This window comes from Bacillus sp. MM2020_4 (genome assembly GCF_011250555.1).
Taxonomy (GTDB): Bacteria; Bacillota; Bacilli; order Bacillales; family Cytobacillaceae; genus Neobacillus.
Genome location: NZ_JAANMZ010000106.1, coordinates 1 through 794, shown reverse-complemented (window position 1 = coordinate 794; position 794 = coordinate 1). Strand labels below are relative to the sequence as shown.

Below are 794 nucleotides of genomic sequence, written 5' to 3'. Positions count from 1 at the left end.
GTCCCAGATTCCGATAAGATTTTTGATAAATTGAAAACATTTGTTGAAAAATACAATGATTTAATTAAAGACTTAAATGACAAACTTTCTGAACCGGTCAATCGCAAGTTCCCGCCATTGACTGATGAGCAAAGGAAAGCCATGAAAGATGATGAAATTAAGCTGTGGGAGGAAAAAGCGAAAAGCGGCCTCTTATCCAATGACCCAACAATTCGGCAATTCTTGACTCAAATCCGGACAAGTATCAATGAAGCAGTACAGGGGGTTAGTGGTTCTGTTGGTTCATTGAAGGATATTGGAATCATGACAAGCACAAATTACAAGGAAAATGGAAAATTGTCTCTGGATGAAACTAAGTTAAAATCAGCGCTTTCTACTAATTTGAATGCCATTCAAGAACTATTTGCTAGTAAAGTTATTGATAATTCAAAAGAGAATACGATAACTAGTTCTGAAAAATATGCAAAAAGCGGACTGGCAGTAAGGGTCTATGAGCGAATTGGAGATGTAATTGATAAATTAAAGGTAATTGCCGGGGCACCTGGGACAATCTCTATAAATAGCAATCTCGCTAAGGAAGCTGCAACGATTGATAAAAATATGATTAAGGTGCAAGACCGTCTAAATGTACAAGAGCAGAGCCTATGGAAGAAATTCAATGCCATGGAAGAGGCTCTGCAAAAATTAAATTCGCAAAGTTCGTGGCTTTATCAACAGATGGGGCAATAATCAATATTAATCAAAAAAGGCACTCTGGATAGGTTTTCCAGAGTGCCTTTTTGACTAGAAAATAA

General features: G+C 36.9%; 1 protein-coding gene. It reads left to right on the top strand.

Annotated features, from left to right (window positions below; all coding sequences use genetic code 11):
- On the top strand, window positions 1-729 hold a 729-nt coding region (gene fliD / locus G6554_RS25305), incomplete at its 5' end, for a flagellar filament capping protein FliD (protein WP_166246843.1).
- Window positions 730-794: the final 65 nt, after the last annotated feature.